The sequence below is a fragment of the Collinsella tanakaei YIT 12063 genome (assembly GCF_000225705.1).
Classification (GTDB): Bacteria; Actinomycetota; Coriobacteriia; order Coriobacteriales; family Coriobacteriaceae; genus Collinsella; species Collinsella tanakaei.
In genome coordinates, this window is record NZ_JH126479.1 from 1 (window position 1) to 1,762 (window position 1,762).

Genomic DNA, 1,762 nt, shown 5'->3' on the forward strand with positions numbered 1-1,762 from the left:
CCGCGTCGCGGAAGGGCGCGGCGCTCGTCCACGACCGCGAGAGGGCCCATAGCGTCCCCGTCGGGGAGAACGGTCTTGCGGACGAGTCCTGCAAGGCGGACGCGCGGGACCCGGGGTACCCGGGGGCGACGGAGCCGGCGAGCAACCTGCGCTCGCGGCCCAAGCGCCACCTCCGGCGCTTCGCCGGCATGGACCCCGAGAACCTGCAGTCCTACCTGAACCCCTACGTCTGCTTCTTCAGGGTCGAGCGCGACGACGAGAGGCGGCCCAAGATCGCAAGGGCGGTCCGCCATCTGCTCATGGCCGAAGCGAGGTTCCGCAGGTGAGGGGCGTTCCCCTATCACCTATCTGGGTGACTGTTAGATTTTGCAAATAGTTTTCTCACTTTGGCTTTCCGGCCCTTGCCGAGCCTCTCCACTCTCGATTAGGGGCGCGGTTCGTCGTGTCAGGCACACTGGGGCAAAAATTCCCCTGAGAATTAGATCTTGGGATGCCGCGCTGAGGCGATCTTCGGTGATTCGGCGATGGGGCTCGAGGAACGTCGCTTGGCGCCCGATGCGCATCGGCATTCTCATGCGTTTAAGCCCTCTTGTATCAATAGGCTCGCATCGATGCCGACCGACGTTTGGGCGAAGTATGTTTGCCGCTTCAACAGCGGATGGTGCGGTAATGGCGATGAGAAACCGTTTGCGGGCACATCGGTTCAAGTTTGCGAAGACGATCCGAGCCGCAGGCGAGCGGACGACGCGCATGGCGAAACGATCGCCGATCGCCTTCTCTTCCGATGAGTTCATTTGAGGATTATAAAGTTGGTTTGTTCAACCTATTTTCACGCTTATCAGCGTGATGGCTTCGGATATACGGGATCGCCGTTCCTCTTATTTCTGCTTACTCGGTTATTAATATTCCTGCGCTCGTCTTCGATTTCCGTGTCGCGTTTACAGGGTCCAGCTCATCTGGCCTCGATGAATGGGGATCGATCATAGATGCTTGCTTAGTGGGCGATTGGCCCGTATGTTGCTTGCGGTCACGAGAGCCCTTCACCCCTCTCGTTGCCCGCTGCGGCATCTGCCTCAAACGATTTCGTTACGAGTTCGCCAATAAGCCTTCGCTAGATTCTGGACTTTTGAAAAGCGACTGCTTCGGTACTGATGGGCGCACGTCTTTGCTTTTAATCTCTTTCCCATTTCTTCAGCTTGACGCGGGCATCCTTGTTCGTCCGGAGACGGTTCGGACCCCGTCCCTTCTGCTTTATTGCTGTGGCCGGACCAGGCGGACAGTCCGCTTTTCTTAATCTCACTCTTATCTATATAGGGCGTATTTCGAGGAAAAGACCGATTCTTATCACAGACTTCCGCCGCGCCAATTAAAATATCGAAGATTTGGACGGTATTCCAGCCGATGGACACGGATGTCGCAATCTGCATCCTTGTAAGGTCGTTTTGCTCAGGAACGTTTTGTTGGAGTTGCACGACCGATTTAATGGAGATTTTCTATCCTGGCGAAGCGGGCTGCCTGCAGCCTCCGCCAATGCGACGCGATGATCAAGCGGGTGGTTGGGCGGATTCCGCGGGTACAGCTGATCTAAGCGCATGCTTGTATTCAGTCATCGGCCCCCGTATGTGTAGGAACCGTGGAGGGCGGGAATGGCGCCCCCGCGGCGCCCCGGGTATGGCAATATATCTCCTTGCCGCGCGGCGCGGGAGCGACCGGCGGCGCGTACCTTGAGAACCGGATACTGCGAGGCGAGAGGCCGTGCCGA

The 1,762-nt window shown here is 57.8% G+C and carries 1 protein-coding gene; it reads left to right on the forward strand.

Features of this window, described 5'->3' with window-relative positions:
* Positions 1-326 (forward strand): hypothetical protein (locus HMPREF9452_RS12065; RefSeq protein WP_009142226.1); only part of this gene is annotated, 326 nt, incomplete at its 5' end.
* Between the last annotated feature and the right edge of the window lie 1,436 nt (positions 327-1,762).